At 67.0% G+C, this 13,289-nt stretch carries 16 protein-coding genes; 11 read left to right on the forward strand and 5 right to left on the reverse strand.

Going from position 1 to position 13,289, the window contains the following annotated elements:
• Nucleotides 1-69 precede the first annotated feature (69 nt).
• The 11 genes from DMB86_RS03315 (at nucleotide 70) to DMB86_RS03365 (ending at nucleotide 7,677) form a co-directional block, all read left to right on the forward strand.
• The gene (locus tag DMB86_RS03315; protein ID WP_113716536.1) at nucleotides 70-621 is read left to right on the forward strand and encodes an Asp23/Gls24 family envelope stress response protein; all 552 of its coding nucleotides are present in this window, start codon (nucleotides 70-72) and stop codon (nucleotides 619-621) included.
• Entirely contained in the window at nucleotides 618-809 is a 192-nt protein-coding gene (locus DMB86_RS03320) for a hypothetical protein (protein ID WP_113716537.1), read from the forward strand. The genes DMB86_RS03315 and DMB86_RS03320 overlap by 4 nt, the downstream gene beginning before the upstream one ends.
• A gap of 11 nt (nucleotides 810-820) precedes the next feature.
• On the forward strand, nucleotides 821-1,183 hold the full coding sequence (locus tag DMB86_RS03325; RefSeq protein ID WP_227878573.1) for a hypothetical protein: 363 nt from the start codon (nucleotides 821-823) through the stop codon (nucleotides 1,181-1,183).
• The gene (locus DMB86_RS03330; RefSeq protein WP_113716539.1) at nucleotides 1,180-1,755 is read left to right on the forward strand and encodes a DUF6286 domain-containing protein; all 576 of its coding nucleotides are present in this window, start codon (nucleotides 1,180-1,182) and stop codon (nucleotides 1,753-1,755) included. The genes DMB86_RS03325 and DMB86_RS03330 overlap by 4 nt, the downstream gene beginning before the upstream one ends.
• A complete protein-coding gene (locus DMB86_RS03335) occupies nucleotides 1,752-2,372 on the forward strand; it encodes a hypothetical protein (RefSeq protein WP_113716540.1) in 621 nt (206 codons plus the stop codon). The genes DMB86_RS03330 and DMB86_RS03335 overlap by 4 nt, the downstream gene beginning before the upstream one ends.
• A 70-nt stretch (nucleotides 2,373-2,442) precedes the next feature.
• On the forward strand, nucleotides 2,443-2,727 hold the full coding sequence (locus DMB86_RS03340; RefSeq protein ID WP_113716541.1) for a Synuclein: 285 nt from the start codon (nucleotides 2,443-2,445) through the stop codon (nucleotides 2,725-2,727).
• 293 nt (nucleotides 2,728-3,020) lie between these two features.
• Entirely contained in the window at nucleotides 3,021-4,319 is a 1,299-nt protein-coding gene (locus DMB86_RS03345) for an ABC transporter substrate-binding protein (RefSeq protein WP_113716542.1), read from the forward strand.
• Between the two features lie 131 nt (nucleotides 4,320-4,450).
• Entirely contained in the window at nucleotides 4,451-5,485 is a 1,035-nt protein-coding gene (locus tag DMB86_RS03350) for a carbohydrate ABC transporter permease (protein ID WP_113716543.1), read from the forward strand.
• Nucleotide 5,486: 1 nt separating this feature from the next.
• Nucleotides 5,487-6,365, forward strand: coding sequence for a carbohydrate ABC transporter permease (locus DMB86_RS03355; RefSeq protein ID WP_113716544.1), 879 nt, complete (start codon nucleotides 5,487-5,489; stop codon nucleotides 6,363-6,365).
• Nucleotides 6,366-6,623 (forward strand): hypothetical protein, encoded by a 258-nt coding sequence (locus DMB86_RS03360; protein ID WP_113716545.1) that lies wholly within the window; start codon nucleotides 6,366-6,368, stop codon nucleotides 6,621-6,623.
• Between the two features lie 43 nt (nucleotides 6,624-6,666).
• Nucleotides 6,667-7,677, forward strand: a complete 1,011-nt coding sequence (locus tag DMB86_RS03365; RefSeq protein ID WP_113716546.1) for a LacI family DNA-binding transcriptional regulator — start codon at nucleotides 6,667-6,669, stop codon at nucleotides 7,675-7,677.
• Between the two features lie 137 nt (nucleotides 7,678-7,814).
• Here DMB86_RS03365 and DMB86_RS03370 read toward each other — a convergent pair whose 3' ends face one another.
• From DMB86_RS03370 to DMB86_RS03390, 5 genes are all read right to left on the reverse strand, one after another.
• Nucleotides 7,815-8,657 carry a DUF8083 family protein gene (locus tag DMB86_RS03370; protein ID WP_113716547.1) on the reverse strand — a complete coding sequence of 281 codons (843 nt, stop codon included), beginning with the start codon at nucleotides 8,655-8,657 and terminating at the stop codon, nucleotides 7,815-7,817.
• Nucleotides 8,658-8,660: 3 nt separating this feature from the next.
• Nucleotides 8,661-9,464 (reverse strand): exodeoxyribonuclease III, encoded by an 804-nt coding sequence (locus tag DMB86_RS03375; protein WP_113716548.1) that lies wholly within the window; start codon nucleotides 9,462-9,464, stop codon nucleotides 8,661-8,663.
• A gap of 192 nt (nucleotides 9,465-9,656) precedes the next feature.
• Nucleotides 9,657-11,405, reverse strand: a complete 1,749-nt coding sequence (locus DMB86_RS03380) for an AMP-binding protein (protein WP_113719310.1) — start codon at nucleotides 11,403-11,405, stop codon at nucleotides 9,657-9,659.
• A gap of 94 nt (nucleotides 11,406-11,499) precedes the next feature.
• Nucleotides 11,500-12,321, reverse strand: coding sequence for an ammonia-dependent NAD(+) synthetase (gene nadE, locus DMB86_RS03385; RefSeq protein ID WP_113716549.1), 822 nt, complete (start codon nucleotides 12,319-12,321; stop codon nucleotides 11,500-11,502).
• A 35-nt stretch (nucleotides 12,322-12,356) separates the two neighbouring features.
• Entirely contained in the window at nucleotides 12,357-13,172 is an 816-nt protein-coding gene (locus DMB86_RS03390; RefSeq protein ID WP_113716550.1) for a FadR/GntR family transcriptional regulator, read from the reverse strand.
• Nucleotides 13,173-13,289: the final 117 nt, after the last annotated feature.

Genomic DNA, 13,289 nt, shown 5'->3' on the forward strand with positions numbered 1-13,289 from the left:
CCACAACGTTGCCCCCCAACTTTTGGGTGCATAGGCTTACCGTAAAGATATACGGACCAAGGAGCTTTCATGGACGGGCCAAGCCAGCAGCCACCAGCACCTCACGCATTGTCGGCACCGCCACCCTTTCCCGCGGCGACGGACCCGGCGCAGGGCCGGACCATCATCGCGGACACGGCCGTCGCGAAGGTGGTGGGCGTTGCCGCCCGTGGCGTTGCCGGCGTCCACGCCCTCGGCTCCGGCGCATCGCGTTCCATCGGCGCGCTGCGGGACGTGGTCGGCGCCACGGACCTGACCCAGGGCGTCCGCGTCGAGGTGGGCGAATCGCAGGTCGCGGTTGACCTGGTCCTGGTGGCGATCTACGGCTACCCGCTGCAGGAGCTGGCCGACGCCGTCCGGGCTGCCGTATACAGTGCCGTCGAGGGCCTGGTGGGCCGCGACGTCATCGAAGTGAACATCGAAATCACGGACGTCTACATTCCCTCCGCCGAACCGGAAAGGCAGCAGGCCCGGCCAACGTTGGCCGAGCGCCTCTCCACCGCAGCCAGGCCCGCAGGGGGCACGCCGGCAGCCAACCTGCCGGCCGCCGTCCCGCCCGCAGCGAACGAGGGGCAGCTGTGAGCCTGACAGTGGTGTGCGCGGCGTTCGGAGCCTTCCTCGCCTTCATGGCGTTCAGCTACGGCTTCTGGGGCTTCATCATTGGTGCCCTATTCATCGCCGTCGGCGCGTTCGTGGGCCGGGCGGCCGGAGGCAGGCTGGACTGGCGCGGGGTGCTCGACGCCCTCACCGGCCGGCGTTCGTCACGGTGACGGTCACGGCCGTGGGCACCAGACGCGAGCTGTCGGGGCACACCCGGATCAGCACCCAGGCCCTGACCTCCGTGGCCCGGGCGGCCGCGGCGGAAGCTTTCGACGTCGCGCCGTCGTCCGTGCGCGTGTCGTGGGCGGACGACGCCGGGTCCCTGGCCCTGTCTGTCGCCTCACCCATCAGCGTCCCCTCCCTGGGCGCTGTGCGGCAGCGTCCGGAACGGGTTGCCCGCACCGGCGGCACGGTTGCGGACCGGGCCACGGCGGCCAAGCTGGGCATCCTGGCCCAGGTGGAACACTTGACGGGATCTCAGCTCAGCAGGGTCGATATTCGAATTTCCGGCATCCAGCCCACGGATGAGGGACGGGTCCAGTGAGCCGGCTGACAGAGCGCATCCTCACGAGGGAAAGCCATTCGTCGCGTGCCCCGCTGTCCGTGGTCGCCGCCATCTTGATCACGGTGTTGGCGGTCTACGGCCTGTTGGAGGCCATACTGCGCGCTGTGGGGCAGCCGCCCTGGCTGATCGACCCGCTCACGGCCGCCGACCGCCTGTCCCGTCTTCCCGACGGGATCTCGCCAGTGCTGCTGGGTGCCATCGGGGTCCTGCTGTTCCTGCTGGGCCTGGTCTTTCTGGGCCATGCGGTGCTGCCGGGCCGCCGCGCCCGCCACACCATCGCGGACCCCCGCGTGGCCATCGTGGTGGACGATGAAGTCATCGCCTCGGCGCTGGCACGCCGGGCACGGCTCGCTGCCGGGGTCACACGCGAACAGGTCATGGTAGTGGTTTCGGCGAGGACGGTGCAGGTCAACGTCCGCCCCACGTCCGGCATCCGCCTGTCCGAATCCCACATCCTCGCCGCCGTCGAGGCGGAACTGGCGGACATGGCGCTGGAACCAGCCCCGGAAGTCACGGTCAAGCTGTCCGGGACCGGGGTGATCGGCGTATGAACGGCACGCCCCGCGGCCTCAACCGTGTGGTGCTGGCCCTCACCGGACTGGTGCTGCTGGCCCTGGGAGCTTCACTGGCGGCCCTCGCCGCGGCACCGTCCCTGGCCTTCCGGTGGCAGGCGTGGGCCGGTGCGCAGGTGGCGGCCCTCCGCGGCCTCGCCGCCCGGACCCGCCTGGCCCCGGGGACCGGAAGCTGGATCTGGCTGGTCGTGGCAGCCTGTCTGCTGGTGCTGGTCATCTTCATGGTGTCCTGGGTGGCCAACCAGGGCAAGGGGCGGACCAACATCCTCTTCCAGCGCGAGGGTGTGGCGTCCGACGACGGCGCAGCGGGGAAGGTGGTCCTCAGCAGTGCTGTCGCGGAACAGTCGCTGAAGGCGGCATTGCTTGAGCGCGGCGACCTTTTGGGCGTCTCCGTGACGAGTTATGACTTCCGCGGCCATCCGGCCGTCCGGGTCCGTGTCCTTCCGCGCCAAGGCGTTGCGCCCCATGAAATTGCCGCGGACATCGGTTCGCTCGTCGACGCCCTGGATGCGCTGCTGGGCGTGCAGGTCCCGGTGCTGGTCAGCCTCGGATCCGGAGCCAGGGCGCGGTTCACGAAAGCCGAACGCGTCCGCTAGTCTTTGGTCCCATCACCCGCGGGTGCATTGCACGCCTGGGGCGCAAAAGTACGACGACAGGGAGAAACGCATGACCGAGAACAATTCAGGAAATCCACTGGACTCCGCGAAGGACCTCGACGGTGGTGCTGCGGAAAAGGCGAAGGACTTCGCCGGTGATGCTGCGGAAAAGGCGAAGGACTTCGCCGGGGACGCCACGGCCAAGGCGAAGGACTTCGCGGGGGACGCGGGGGAAAACGTCCGGGAGCTTGCCGAGGACGCCGCGGAAAACGTCAAACACTTCGCCGAGGACGCCGCGGAAAACGTCAAGGGCCTCGGCGCCAAGATCGCAGGCCTCTTCAAGCACGACAAGTAGGCCCCCGCCCGCATCGGGGAGGGTGGCCGGCGTCCAGGACACTGGACGCCGGCCGCCCTCCCCTTTTTGCTGCCCGGAACGCCCGCAACCCCCAGTCCCGGGAAACGGCAAAAATGTGGGGCACGGGATTCAGTAATGAATTGGTCACAATTTTGCGTAAGCGCTTGCACTTCCCCGCGCCGGATGCTTAGAGTGATCCACATCACCAGATGCCGGCGGTTCCACAGGCCGGACATTTTCACGATTGAACGTTTTAGCGATGGGACGTTCTCACTGATGGGAAAGAGCGTGGAATGAGACATTCAAGAAAGTTTGCTTCCCTGGCGGCAGTATCGGTCCTGGCGATGACGCTGGCCGCTTGTGGCGGTGGCGGCAGCGGTGGCGGCTCGTCCGCGGGCGGGCTCAGCGGCGATGCGGGCGCCAACCTGGACGGGCGCGGACCCATTACCTATGTCCAGGGCAAGGACAACTCGAATGTCGTCCGCCCGCTCGTGGACAAATGGAATGCGGACCCGGCCCACAAGAATGAGCAGGTCACCTTCAAGGAACAATCGGACAAGGCGGACCAGCAGCACGACGACCTGGTCCAGAACTTCCAAGCCAAGAACGCCAGCTACGATGTGGTGGACGTGGACGTGGTGTGGACGGCCGAGTTCGCGGCCAAGGGCTGGCTGCAGCCGCTGAAGGACAAGACGGCCTTTGACACCGCCGGGATGCTGCCGGCGACCGTGGCCACCGCAACCTACAAGGGCACCCTCTACGCCGCCCCGCAGACGTCCGACGGCGGCATTCTGTACTACCGCAAGGACCTCGTGCCCACCCCTCCCAAGACCTGGGACGAGATGATGGGCATGTGCCCCATCGCCAAAAAGAACAACATGGACTGCTACGCAGGCCAGTTCGCCCAATATGAGGGGCTGACGGTCAACGTGGCCGAGGCCATCAACACCGCCGGCGGCGTCATCGTGGACAAGGACGGCAAGCCGGCGGTGAACACGCCGCAGGCCAAGGCCGGGCTGACCAACCTGGTCCAGGCCTTCAAGGACGGCAACATTCCCAAGCAGGCCATCACCTACCAGGAGGAGCAGGGCCGGCAGTCGTTTGAGGCCGGCAAGCTGCTGTTCATGCGCAACTGGCCGTACGTCTACAACCTGGCCAAGACTGACGGGTCGTCCATGGTGAAGGACAAGTTCGGCATCGCCCCGCTGCCCGGCAAGGACGGACCCGGCGCGTCCTCCCTGGGCGGGCACAACATCGCCATGAGCGTCTACAGCAAGCACAAGGCAACGGCCATGGACTTCATGAAGTTCATGACCAACGAGGAAACCGAGAAGTTCTACGCCACGCAGGGTTCGCTGGCCCCGGTCCGGGAGGACCTGTATGCCGACGCCGACCTCGTCAAGCAGCTGCCCTACCTTCCTGTCCTGCTGACGTCCATCAAGAACGCCGTGCCGCGGCCGGTCTCGCCGTTCTACCCGGCCGTGACGCAGGCCGTTCAAATCAACGCGTACGCCGCCCTGAAGGGCGACAAGAGCGTTGACCAGGCATTGACCGACATGCAGGCGGCCCTGGGGGCGGCCGGCTCGCAGTAAGCCGAAGCCCTGCCGCGGCCAGCCGGCAGGCGCCAAACAAGGACGACGGCGGCCCGGGCACCTGGGTGCCCGGGCCGCCGTCGTTCTTCCCAACCACCCATGCAGGCGGCACCCGAGGAAAGGACGAGGGCATGTCAATGCAAGCGGAGCCGCTGACCCGTCGCGGCAAGAAGTCGACAGGCGAGGGGCCAGCGGGACCAGAGAACAAGGAAGTCGGGCAGGACCGGAAGCAAAAGACACAGGGCCGGGCGGCGGCGCTGCTGATCATTCCGTCGATGATCGTGCTGGGCATCGTCATCGTGTACCCGGTCATCGACGCCATCATCATGTCGTTGCAGAAGGACGCAGGCCTGGATCCGGTGACGGGCTCCTTCGTGGCCGGAGGCTTTGCCGGATTCTACAACTACGTCCACTGGATCCTCCAGCAATGCAACACTCCAAGCGGCCAGGCGTCCTGCCCGGCCGGCACGCTCGGCTCGCAGTTCTGGTCCGCCACCGGCACCACGTTCCTGCTCACCGTCATCACCGTGGCACTGGAAACGGTGATCGGCTTTTGGATGGCGATCATCATGTCGCGGACGTTCCGGGGACGCAGCGCCCTGCGCGCGGCCGTGCTGGTGCCGTGGGCCATCCCCACCGCAGTGACGGCCAAGCTGTGGTTCTTCATCTTTGCCTTTGACGGCATCGCCAACACGCTGTTCCACACCTCCATCCTGTGGACCGGCTCCGAGGTCCCCGCCCGCGCCGCCATCATCATCGCCGACGTCTGGAAAACCACGCCCTTCATGGCACTGCTGATCCTGGCCGGTCTGCAGATGATCCCGGACCAGGTGTATGAGGCGGCCAAGGTCGACGGCGCCACGGCCTGGCAGCGTTTCACGCAGATCACCCTGCCGCTGGTCAAGCCGGCCCTGATGGTGGCGATCCTGTTCCGCACGTTGGACGCGCTGCGCATGTACGATCTCCCCGCCATCATGACCGCGGGGGCGAACGGCACCACCACCTTGTCGATCCTGGTGGTGAACCAGATCCGGATCGGCTTCAATTCAGCCGCGGCACTGTCCACCATCACGTTCCTGATCATCTTCATTGTGGCGTTCATCTTTGTCCGCTTCCTCGGGGCGAACGCCGTCGAATCGGCCACCAACTCGGGGAAGGTGAAGTGAGATGAGCGTTGCAACGCTTGATCCGACCACCGCAAAGACCGTTGCCCGCAGGAGGGAGCGCTGGGCCAGCTCGCGCACCTACATCAGCGCGGCGATCATCCTCATCTGGTGCCTGCTTCCGTTCTACTGGATGCTGGTCACCGCCTTCCGGGACGTGGGCTACACCTTTGATCCCACCCCCTGGTTCACGCACGTCACCTGGGACAACTTCACCACCGTGTTTTCCGAGAAACTGGGCAACCACTTCGCCCAGAACCTGCTGAACTCGCTGATTGTCTCCAGCGTCACCACGGCAGTGGCCCTGCTGTTCGGCGTGTTTGCCGCCTATGCGCTGGCACGGCTGGAGTTCCGCTTCAAGTTCCTGGTGCTCGGCTTTGTGCTGGGGGCCTCGATGTTCCCGGGCGTCGCCATCGTCACCCCGCTGTTCCAGCTGTTCACCAACATCGGCTGGATGGGCACCTACCAGGCGCTGATCATCCCCAACATCTCTTTCGTGCTGCCGCTGACCGTCTACACGCTGACGTCCTTCTTCCGCGAAATGCCGTGGGAACTGGAGGAGGCGGCGCGGATCGACGGCTGCACGCAGGGCGAGGCGTTCCGCAAGGTCATCATGCCGCTGGCCGCCCCGGCCGTCTTCACCACGGCCATCCTGGCCTTCATCGGGGCCTGGAACGAGTTCCTGATCGCCAGCCAGCTCTCCAGTGAGGCAACCAAGACGGTCACCGTGGCCATCGCCTACTTTGCCGGCTCCCAGCCCCACCAGGAGCCGTACACGGCCGTCATGGCGGCCGGAACCGTGGTCACCATTCCGCTGGTGATCCTGGTGCTGGTGTTCCAGCGCAAGATCGTCGCCGGACTGACCGCCGGGGCGGTGAAGTAATTGGGTAGCCGCAGACAGAAGGGTTCGGGGCTGCACGCCCCGGCCTCCCGGCAGCGCAGCGGCGAGGACTTCGACCTGATCATCGGATTTTTGGGCTTCTGGGCCCTGGTGGTCCTGGCCGTCACGGTCTGGATGGAGGTGACCGGGCAGCCGGCCCTGCTGTGGGCCATGGGACTGCTGGCCCTGGTGCTGGGCCTGTGGGGAATGGTCAGGCTCCGCCGGAAACTGCCCGCCCGCACGGCACGGCGTCCCCGCTGAGCGGAAAGGAACCCGGCGAGCCGGCGTGGAGGGGAGGGGCGAAATGGGTGTCAGCATCGACGATGTTGCCGCGGGGGCGCACGTCTCGACGGCCACGGTGTCGCGCGCGTTGCGCGGGCTGCCGCGGGTCAGCGCGGCCACCCGGGCCAAGGTGATCGCGGTCGCCGCGGAACTGGGCTACGTGCCCTCGCCGTCGGCAAGCGGGCTTGCCACGGGCCGTACCCGGACCATGGGGGTGCTGGTCCCGTTTGTGGACCGCTGGTACTTTGGGCACGCCATCGAGGGGATCGACCAGGTGCTTCGGGAGCACGGCTACAACCTCCTGCTGTTCAGCCTCGGCGGCTACCTCCACGGACAAAAGCGCAGCTTCACCGAAAGCATGGTCCGCAAGCAGATCGACGCGCTGCTGGTGCTGTCACTGGGCCTCTCCGAGGAGGAGCTGCGCCGACTCCACCACACGGAAATCCCCCTTCTTTCGGTTGGCGGCCCCGTGGACGGCTGCCCCGGCGTCTACATTGACGACGCCGCGGCCGCCACGGCCGCCACGGAGCACCTGATCGGGCTGGGGCACCGGCGGATCGGGCACCTGCGCGGCGGCGTCCAGGATGAGAAGAACTTCAAGGTTCCGGCCCTGCGCACCCTGGCGTTTGAGGCCGCCATGACCGGGGCAGGGCTGGAACTGCGGCCCGAGTGGGCCGCGGCCGGCGACTTCACGGTCGCCGAAGGGGTCCGGGCCGCCGTGCAGGTCTTTGACGCGCCCGGGGAGCCGCCCACCGCGCTTTTCTGCGGCTCGGATGAAATGGCGCTGGGGGCGATGTTTGAAGCCCAGCGCCGCGGCATCCGCGTTCCTGAGGAACTGTCCATCGTGGGGATCGACGATCACGACTTTTCGGCCCCCGCAGGCCTGACCACCATTGCCCAACAGCCCTGGAACCACGGCCGCGCCGCCGCCACCATGCTGCTGGCGGAACTCGGCGGTGCCGTCGGCGCCGCGCGGGACACCCTGATGCCGTTCGAGCTCATCGTGCGGCACAGCACCGCCGCGCCCCGGTGATCGAGGCCGTTCCGGTGGTCGAGCTGGGCCCACGGGCGCGAGGGACCCGCCGCGAGCCTGCGAGCGGTGGGAGCGCCTGGGGACGGGCCCTGCGGGCACGTCGAAACCTCGACAGGTTCAATCGCCGGAAGCAGGGTTCAGTTGGCGCGGGCCAGCTGGCGGATGGGCATCCAGCGGCGGGCCAGCCGGCGGTAGGCGGCAGCGGCGCCGGTGAGGTCGCCGTCGGCCAGGCACTGCAGCCCGGCGTGGACGTCGGCGGGCGAGTCGTCCGGGTGCACGCGGTTGGCGACCGGGCCGTAGTCGAGTTCCACCATCCCGTGGTCGCTGAACGCCCCCAGCCAGTCGTGCAGCTCGTCGAGCTCCTCAAACAAGTCCAGGTCCGGGGCCATCTCGGCCAGCATTTTTAGGGTCCGGCCGGACCGTTCCACCGCCAGGGGCAGCGGAACCTGGATGCGCACGGTCAGCACGCGGCCGTTGGCCTCCACCACTTCCATGCGGTCATTGGCGTAGACGAGGGTGAACCAGCTGAACGGGATGCCCCACGTGGACGTGCGGGTTTGCAGCGAGGCGCCGGGCACCGGGGCCGTTTCCATGCGTTCCAGATGGAGGTCCCATTCGGAGTCGGGCACCACCAGCCTGGCCAGCGGGGCCAGTGGCCCGCTCAGGAGCTCCGTGGTGGCGGAGATGGACCGCGCCACCACTTGGTTGGGGGCGTAAAGCAGCGGCGCATCCTCGCCCGACTGAAACACGCGCACCCGGTCCACGGCCGGCGTCGGCAGCGGGTTGGCCGTGGACCGGCTGACCCGGCCCAGTGAATCCGCCAGCTCCTGGGCATCGACCGTGACGGCGTTTTGGCGCTCGTCCAGCCGCCCACGCACGTAGCTGAACTGTTCGGGCGTGTACGCCTCGCGGGGCAGGTAGACGCGCAGGCTGGAGACGAACGGCAGCTGCACCCCGCCCAAATACAGCCCGTTAAGCATGGCCTAGCCCAGCTCCACGACCACGGGCGCGTGGTCCGAGGCGCCCTTGCCCTTGCGCTCCTCGCGGTCAATCTCGGCCCCGACCACCCGGGCGGCCAGGGTGGGGGAGGCCATGACGAAGTCGATGCGCATGCCCTCTTTCTTGGGGAAGCGCAGCTGCGTGTAATCCCAATAGGTATAGACGCCGGGACCCGGGTGCAGGGGGCGTACGACGTCGGAGAACCCGGCTGCTTCAAAGGCGCCGAACGCCGCGCGCTCGGGGGCGCTGACGTGGGTCAGGCCCTGCTCGATGAAGAAGTCGATGTCCCAGACGTCGTCATCCTGGGGTGCGATGTTCCAGTCGCCCATCAACGCGATCTGGGCGTTGGGGTCTTCCGCCAGCCACCCGGCGGCCTGATTTTTCAACTCGTCCAGCCACTGCAGCTTGTACGGCATGTGCTCGTCGTCCAGCGCCCGGCCGTTGGGCACGTAGAGGCTCCAGATGCGCACGCCGTTGCAGGTGGCGGCGATGGCCCGCGCTTCCTGGACGGGGTCCTTGCCACCCTTGCCGAACGCCGGCTGGCCGGTGAAGGTGCGCTCCACGTCCGTCAGACCCACCTTGGATGCGATGGCCACGCCGTTCCACTGGCTCACGCCAAAATGGGCCACTTCATAGCCGTTGCTTTCAAAGAGCTCCCAAGGGAAGTTCTCGTCCTTGCACTTGGTTTCCTGGATGGCCAGAACGTCGGCGTCGGTGCGGCGCAGCCAGCCCTCGACGCGGTCGGCCCGGGCGCGTAGCGAGTTCACATTCCAGGTAGCAATCTTCACAACTCCCAAGCTATCAAGTTATGCGGTGCAAGTGGTGATGGACCGGACTCCCGACGGCCACAACGCTCCTGCAGCTTCGGGGCGTTTTTCCACAACGCTCCTGCAGCTTTGACGGCTTAAAGCAGGACGCTCCCTCACCAGCTGAAGGAGCGTCCCGCTTTTTATTGCCATAACTGAAGGAGCGTCCTGGTGTCAGTTCGCCGGGAACTCGGAATCTGAATACTCCCGGCCCAGACCGTCGGGAGCGGGCGCGCCCGTCGCCGCCTGCGCGGAACCGGTGCCATGGCGCGCTTCTTCGTTGGCCCGCAGTTCCACGCGCCGGATCTTTCCTGAAATGGTCTTGGGCAGCTCGGAAAACTCCAACCGGCGGATCCGCTTGTACGCCGGCAGGTGTTCGCGGCAGAACGCAAAAATCGCTCCGGCAAGCTCGTCGCTGGGCTCGTAGGCGGCGGCCAGCACCACGTAGGCCTTCGGCACATTCAGGCGCAGCTCGTCGGGGGAGGGGACCACGGCGGCCTCGGCCACGGCCGGGTGTTCGATCAGCACGCTCTCCAACTCAAACGGGGAGAGCCGGTAGTCGGAGGACTTGAAGACGTCGTCACTGCGCCCAACATAGGTCAGGACGCCATTTTCGTCCCGGCTGGCCACGTCGCCGGTGTGGTAGTAGCCGCCGCGAAACGCCTCGGCCGTCTTGGCGGGGTCGCCATAGTAGCCCTTGGTGAGCCCCACGGGGGCGGGGTCCAGGCGGAGGCAGAGCTCGCCGTCGTCCGTTTCCTCCCCGGTGAGCAGGTCCAGCAGGACCACGTCGTAGCCCGGCAGGGGCCGGCCCATGGAACCGACCTTGATGGGCTGGCCGGGCGTGTTGGCCACCTGGACGGTGGTCTCCGTCTGGCCGAAGCCGTCCCGGATCAGCTGCCCCCAGGCGCGTTCCACCTGATCGATCACCTCGGCGTTGAGCGGCTCGCCGGCGGAAACCACCTTGGTGGGCGGGGACTTGAGCAGCGTCAGGTCGGCCTGAATGAGCATGCGCCACACGGTGGGCGGGGCGCAGAAGCTGGTGACGTGCTCGGCGTCCATCTGCGCCATGAGGGCCTTGGGATCGAAGCGCGTGTAGTTGTAGACGAAGACGCAGGCCTCGGCGATCCATGGCGTGAACACGTTGGACCACGCGTGCTTGGCCCATCCGGGCGAAGCGACGTTGAGGTGGACGTCGCCGGGTTCCAGCCCGATCCAGAACATGGTGGAGAGGTGGCCCACGGGGTAGGAGGTGTGCGTGTGCTCCACGAGCTTGGCCTTGGACGTCGTGCCGGAGGTGAAGTAAAGCAGCATGGTGTCGTCGGCCCTGGTTGGCCCGCCCGGGGTGAAGGCCACCGGGCTGGCGGACGCGTCCGCGTAGTTGAGCACGGGGCGGCCGGCCGCCATTTCGTCTGGATCGCCGCCAATGCCCACCAGCGTGTAGTCGCCGGGGACGTCGGCGAACTTGGCCAGGTTGTCGGTCCGCGTGACGACCCACCGCGCCGCGCCGCGCTCCACCCGGTCGCGCAGGTCCGCCGGGCCCATCATGGTGGTGGTGGGGATCATGACGACGCCAAGCTTGATGCAGGCCAGCATGAGCTCCCACAGCTCCACCTGGTTGCCGAGCATGATGACCATGTGGTCGCCGCGGCGGATGCCCTTGTGCCGCAGCCAGTTGGCCACCTGGTTGGAGCGCAGGGACAGGTCCCGGAAGCTGCGGCGCGTGGCGGAGCCGTCCTGTTCCACAATGACCAGGGCGGGGTTGCCGCCGGTGGCGGGGTCCCGGGCGATGGCATCGATCCAGTCGAGGGCGAAGTTGAACTCGGTGAACGCCGGCCAGGTGAACTCCCGCTGGGCGCGGGCATTGTCCAGGCGCAGTTCCAGCAGCCTGTTGCGCGCCGCGCGGAATTCCTCAGTGACGTTCATGGTGTTCACCTTTCGGCTTCGTTGCCGGGACGTGGAGCCCGGGTTCAGGGGTCCTACACTGTGAAATATACGCGCAGCCGGCGTCCCTGCTGCCCTACTTCCACCACGTGTCCAGCAGGGACACCGGCGTGGTTCGCTTGTGCCTGGTCTGCAGGTACCGCCGCTCAATGGCCGACGCCGGCCCCCCGCCGATGTCCCGGCCCTCCAGGTAGTCGTCGATTTCCTCGTAGCTGATGCCGAGTTCGTCCTCGTCGGTGCGGCCGGGCGTCCCGTCCAGCAGGTCGGCGGTGGGAACCTTGGCCCAGAGCTGTTCGGGGGCGCCAAGTTCGCGCAGCAGCGCCCGGTTCTGGCGCTTGTTCAGGGTGAAGAGGGGCAGGATGTCCGCGCCGCCGTCGCCGAACTTGGTGAAGAAGCCGGTCACGGATTCGGCGGCGTGGTCGGTGCCGACCACCAGCAGGTTGTTGTGCCCGGCCAGCGCGTACTGGGCAATCATGCGGGAGCGGGCCTTGATGTTGCCCTTGTTGAAGTCGGTGACGTCCTCCGTGGCGGTCCTGGCGAACTCGGCCTCGAAGCCATCCACGGCCGGGGCAATGTTGAAGGTGCGCTCCGTCTTGGCTTGGATGAAGCGCATGGCGGCGCAGGCGTCGTCCTCATCATGCTGGACGCCGTAGGGCAGGCGGACGGCGATGAAGTCCGCCTCGACGCCTTCCCGCGCCAGGGACTCCACGGCGAGCTGTGCCAGGCGGCCGGCCAGCGTGGAATCGATCCCGCCGCTGATGCCCAGCACATAGCCCCTTGTTCCGGTGGCCTTGAGGTAGTCCTTGAGGAAATCCACGCGCCGGGTGATTTCCGCTGCCGGGTCGATCCGGGGCTGGACGCCAAGTTCTGCAATGATCTGAGCCTGAAGTTCGCGCATGGGTCTAAGGGTAGCCCGTGGGCGTAGCGGCCGTGTTACGGGGAGGGGTGGTCCCCGGCGGCGGGCCGCTGCGCGTCTTCCCAAATGACGCCCATCTCATCCATGGATTGCTCCACGATCCGTGTCATCGCCATCTGCGCCGCGTCGCCGTCGTGCCGTTGGATGGCATTGGCAACGTCCACGTGAAACTCCATGGCCTGGTGGTTGGGGATGTGCGGCATGAGCCCGTGCTCAATGCGGCCCTGGAGGACCTCGGTCACGAGGGAGTTGAGCTGGGCAAACATTTCATTGCCGGACGCTTCGAGCACCTTTGCGTGGAAAAGGACGTCGAGCTTGAGGAATTCGGCAATGTTGGAATCGTGGCCCGTTGCCCACATTTGCGCGGAGAGCGACACCAGAACGCTGGCGTCGGCAAGACTGGCACGCTGCGCGGCCAACCTGGCGGCCTGGGGTTCGACGGCGGAGCGGAGCTCGCCGAGGCTGCGCAGCTGGTCGATGCGGCCGTTTGAGGCCAGACGCCACCGGATGACATGCGGGTCATAGAGATTCCAGGCCGCCGCGGGTTGGACCACCGTGCCCAGGCGGCGCCGCGACGCCAGCAGCCCCAGGGATGACAGAACCCTGATGACCTCGCGGATGACCGAACGTGAAACACCGTAGCGTTCCTCCAGTTCCTCGATCCGCAACACGGCGTGCGGCGCGAACTGCCCCGTCACGACGGCCAGCCCGAGCTTATCGACGAGGGCGGAGTGGAGGTACTCGCGCGGAAGGCCAGCAGCCGGCACTGCTGCCCCCGTCCCCGCGCCGTGCGCGGAGGTGGGGCGGGGCGGCTCATCTGTCCGGGCTGTCATGGATGCATCATACCGATTTGGCCTTGCCTCTTGATAAGTATGCTTTATGTGACTAACATCTCGAATAAGGCATATGTGTTCCGGTGCCCCAATGTCCTTTGGAGCCCTGTGGTTCCC

Origin of the sequence: Arthrobacter dokdonellae (assembly GCF_003268655.1) — a bacterium.
GTDB classification, from domain to species: domain Bacteria; phylum Actinomycetota; class Actinomycetes; order Actinomycetales; family Micrococcaceae; genus Specibacter; species Specibacter dokdonellae.

What these genes read in the sequence shown, in the direction of transcription:
- DMB86_RS03315 (WP_113716536.1), top strand. Translation starts at nt 70, where the DNA reads ATGGACGGGCCAAGCCAGCAGCCACCAGCACCTCACGCATTGTCGGCA.
- DMB86_RS03335 (WP_113716540.1), top strand. Translation starts at nt 1,752, where the DNA reads ATGAACGGCACGCCCCGCGGCCTCAACCGTGTGGTGCTGGCCCTCACC.
- DMB86_RS03340 (WP_113716541.1), top strand. Translation starts at nt 2,443, where the DNA reads ATGACCGAGAACAATTCAGGAAATCCACTGGACTCCGCGAAGGACCTC.
- DMB86_RS03345 (WP_113716542.1), top strand. Translation starts at nt 3,021, where the DNA reads ATGAGACATTCAAGAAAGTTTGCTTCCCTGGCGGCAGTATCGGTCCTG.
- DMB86_RS03350 (WP_113716543.1), top strand. Translation starts at nt 4,451, where the DNA reads ATGTCAATGCAAGCGGAGCCGCTGACCCGTCGCGGCAAGAAGTCGACA.
- DMB86_RS03355 (WP_113716544.1), top strand. Translation starts at nt 5,487, where the DNA reads ATGAGCGTTGCAACGCTTGATCCGACCACCGCAAAGACCGTTGCCCGC.
- DMB86_RS03365 (WP_113716546.1), top strand. Translation starts at nt 6,667, where the DNA reads ATGGGTGTCAGCATCGACGATGTTGCCGCGGGGGCGCACGTCTCGACG.
- DMB86_RS03370 (WP_113716547.1), bottom strand. Translation starts at nt 8,657, where the DNA reads ATGCTTAACGGGCTGTATTTGGGCGGGGTGCAGCTGCCGTTCGTCTCC.
- DMB86_RS03380 (WP_113719310.1), bottom strand. Translation starts at nt 11,405, where the DNA reads ATGAACGTCACTGAGGAATTCCGCGCGGCGCGCAACAGGCTGCTGGAA.
- nadE (WP_113716549.1), bottom strand. Translation starts at nt 12,321, where the DNA reads ATGCGCGAACTTCAGGCTCAGATCATTGCAGAACTTGGCGTCCAGCCC.
- DMB86_RS03390 (WP_113716550.1), bottom strand. Translation starts at nt 13,172, where the DNA reads ATGACAGCCCGGACAGATGAGCCGCCCCGCCCCACCTCCGCGCACGGC.